The organism is Acidilobus sp., assembly GCF_049973875.1.
Taxonomy (GTDB): domain Archaea; phylum Thermoproteota; class Thermoprotei_A; order Sulfolobales; family Acidilobaceae; genus Acidilobus.
In genome coordinates this window covers 1-3,272 of record NZ_JBMFJI010000056.1, presented here as the reverse complement: position 1 = coordinate 3,272, position 3,272 = coordinate 1, and the positions used below count along the sequence as shown (strand labels likewise).

Genomic DNA, 3,272 nt, shown 5'->3' with positions numbered 1-3,272 from the left:
CTCGCCGAGCAGGGCGGAGAAGGGCTCTCCCCTCGGGGCGTCGTGGCCTGGCTCCCTAATTTTAATATAAGGTATGTTGTAGCGCCTAATCGCGGCATCGACGCACTCGCTGTAGCTCAAGTCATCTCACCCAGCCCGATCCTGATGCTACCAGCTTACTGTAGGTCTAACGAACGCCACAAAGGCCGCCCAGGACTACCGTCATAGCAGGGCCCGAGCTAGTAAATACGATTGCCCATTGGTGTGGTATATATTCCGTTACCCGTGAAGGGCCGCGGGAGGCCACCTTCACGACTGCCCTGGAGGCCACACTAAGCTTGCCGTTATCATCCTCCACTACAAGGCCTCGTTCCTTCAGATCCTTGGCCTTCCTCCGGACCGCTAGGCCATCAGCTCCTGGCCCTGATGCTGGTCTAGAGCCAAGGCGAAGGCGCCTGCTAAAGGCTAGAGTGCTAGGGCCTTCCCGCTTTTCTCAAGCCTGTCTATCATCTCCTGACTTAAGTCTATCACATTTTTTACTATGGCATAGTTTTCCTTCTTTATGTTATCCCTATTCTCTGTTAAGGCCTTCTCCCACCTCTCCTCCAACAGCGTCCTGGCCGTGACTATCAAGGCCTTAGGGTTGCCTGGGACGCCCCTAACTATAGCGACCAGATACCAGTCCCTGCGGTCAATGAGTGACGCCCTCTCATTGTCGGTCAAAGTTGGGCCCTTGTTCCCCTCGCCGATGGTCTTAACCTCGACGTAGTATTCCACTTTTCTGCCGTCATCCGTTGAGCCTTTAAGCTCTATGTCGTAGCCCCGCCCCTCGGAGGAGACGTCATTAACGGCCTCCACCCTGAAGGTGACGTTGTCAATGGTTATCTTGTTAGCCTGAGGGGACCGAGCTAGCTCCTCGAGCTTCCTCTTCACGTACTCCTCCCCGAACTTCCCAAGCAACCTCCTGCGCAGGTCAGGCGAAGGCTCAAGCCTTGCGCCCATCACGTTAACTAAGAAGTCCCTCCAGCCGCTGTGGTCGCCGTCAGCATCCACGTAAGCATTACTTATAAGGTGGAGGCCCTGGAACTATTCAAGGTTTACATAGCGCCAAGGCCAAGCGATGAGGCAGCCGCGTCAACCAGCTTCTTAACCAGGTCCTCAGCAGTCTCCCTGCTCTCGCAGGGCCTCAGCCCCTTCACCTTGGCGGCCCTCAGCAATCCTGTAAACATCCCCTCATTACCGTTAAGGGCTTTGAGGTAGCTACTGTCGTCCACAAACCTGATTCCCAGCCTCATGAGGTCATTCTTAGCTTCGCTGGACCCTCCAAGTAGTCTTAGCACGTCATTCACGTAGAGCTCGGTTGACGGCTTAAGCTCCCCGCCCTCGCTTAACATCCATATCCCTTTGTCGCCCCCAAGTGACGGGTAATAAGCAAACGCGAAGGCCGTCAGCGCCGGTAGGTCCTCCTTTACTATTGAGCTCCTCTGTTTGTCGGCGAGCGAGGGGTCATCGTTCACTATAAGGAGGTTCTGCAGGAGTTGCCATGCGAAGCCCCTCAGGTCTATTATCTGAATGGCCCTAAGCACTGCAAGCCCTGTAAGCAGCCTCTGGGCGCCCTGCTTGCCCAGAACATCAGTGGCCACATTAATGAACTCATCGTCAAGGAACCTCCTTCCTGACAGCTGGGATACATGTTGCCTGTAGCCTAATATGACGTCCCTGAACCGCGAGAGGCTCTGCGGGAGCGGCTCGGAGCTCTCATTAATGAAGTACAGCTGCCCTGAGCCCTCAACGTTACCGTCAACGTCTGGCAATGCAGTTATATTCAGGTTCAGCCTGTTGCTGTCTAACAGGTAGGCGTGAAGCCTGACCAGGAGCCTATATGTTCTCAGCCTGTCCTTCTTTAGCATGTTACCTATCAGCTGCTTGTTGAGCAGGTCCTCGGCCTTAAGCTTGATGATACTCTCCTTTGTTTTACTCGAAAGCTTCTGATCCTTCGAGAGCGGGTAAAGCCTCCTGCCGTTAAAGATATAGCTGAGGTCGTCCTCATCTATTAGGTTCCGCGTCAGCAGGTCGTATATAATGTCGTCCTCGGGCTTGAAGACTTCAGCGTGGGTTCTTTTGGTCCCCTGCCAGTCGAGCACTAGGAGCTCAGACGGCCGGCTCGCTAGATCGTTTATGACATTCCACACGGTCTTCTCCAGCAGGCCTCTCATCTCAGACCTGACGTTCTCGCTGTATTCAAGAGCTGCCGCCATATACGAGCTCGTGTAGTGATCCACGAGGTACGGCAAGGAGTCCCTCAGGAGCTTACCTATCTCATCCATGATCCATTGGTTCCACTTGGCCTCAAAGTTGATGGTCCTCCTCCTGGCCTGAAGGATGAAGTCGGCCTGCATGAGGAACTTGAGTCCGCTCTCAACCTCTTCAAGCGGGAGGAACGAGTAGACTCCGAGGAGCTGGGACCCCACGGATGCTCCTTGCGGCCTCGATACCTCAGCTACGACAGCGCGATCATCAAACAGCGGAGCGCACCTTGTCCTACGACGGCATACCTCAGGTGCTATGCAGGCCCTCTGTAAAGTACTTGAATATCATGAAGTCAGTCTTATGGCTATCAACTGTTTACAAGCTTGTACCACCGCTTAGTTTGGTGATAATATTAATTTCCTGATGATCGCATGAGCTGCCATCATTTTCATAGCGTGTTCAGGGTTCGTAAAGGCATTTAGTAAATGAGGGAACAGCCGCGCATAAAAATGTCATCAGCAAACGAGTTTATTTAAATAACTGCTCATCCCTAAGACATAATGCGGGTGCACTATTTGTCCGCAGGTGAGAGTACTGCGGAAAAAGAAGATTTAGGCAGCGCGCTCTCAAGGCTCTTAGAGTTGGCTTCTAATGGGAAGCTAATGTTAAAACCGGGCTATGCAGTGATAGGCCTTGCAGGCAGGGCTGTTCTTGGTAAGAGTCTTAATTATATTCAGGACGTACACTCATTGGAGATCGGCAGTGGGAATCATGACCTTAAAATGATAGACCTACACTTTCGGGACATAGGAGCCTTTGATATCATCGTGCATGTGCGCCTGGCACGAATACGACCCTTCTCCTTAGCTTGTGGAGAAGGAACTCTCTGGGATATGCTAAATGATGTCACGCTGAAGCTTATAGATGGTTGTAAGAAGGATTCTAAAGTCCTGTATCCATGTCCAACAGATCTTAGTGAAATGGCCTTAAGGTTGTTTGATGAGAAACTCAATATTTTAAGCCATAGTTCTCTATTGTTGACG

At 52.1% G+C, this 3,272-nt stretch carries 3 protein-coding genes; 1 reads left to right on the top strand and 2 read right to left on the bottom strand.

The window, feature by feature from the left end; genetic code table 11:
• Positions 1-444: 444 nt before the first annotated feature.
• Entirely contained in the window at positions 445-1,032 is a 588-nt protein-coding gene (locus tag ACP5H1_RS08185) for a DUF3883 domain-containing protein (protein WP_427973962.1), read from the bottom strand.
• Between the two features lie 44 nt (positions 1,033-1,076).
• The gene (locus tag ACP5H1_RS08180; RefSeq protein WP_427973960.1) at positions 1,077-2,450 is read right to left on the bottom strand and encodes a hypothetical protein; all 1,374 of its coding nucleotides are present in this window, start codon (positions 2,448-2,450) and stop codon (positions 1,077-1,079) included.
• A 354-nt stretch (positions 2,451-2,804) separates the two neighbouring features.
• Between ACP5H1_RS08180 and ACP5H1_RS08175 the strand changes: the two genes are divergently transcribed.
• The coding region (locus ACP5H1_RS08175; RefSeq protein ID WP_427973958.1) for a hypothetical protein at positions 2,805-3,272 on the top strand (468 nt) is incomplete at its 3' end.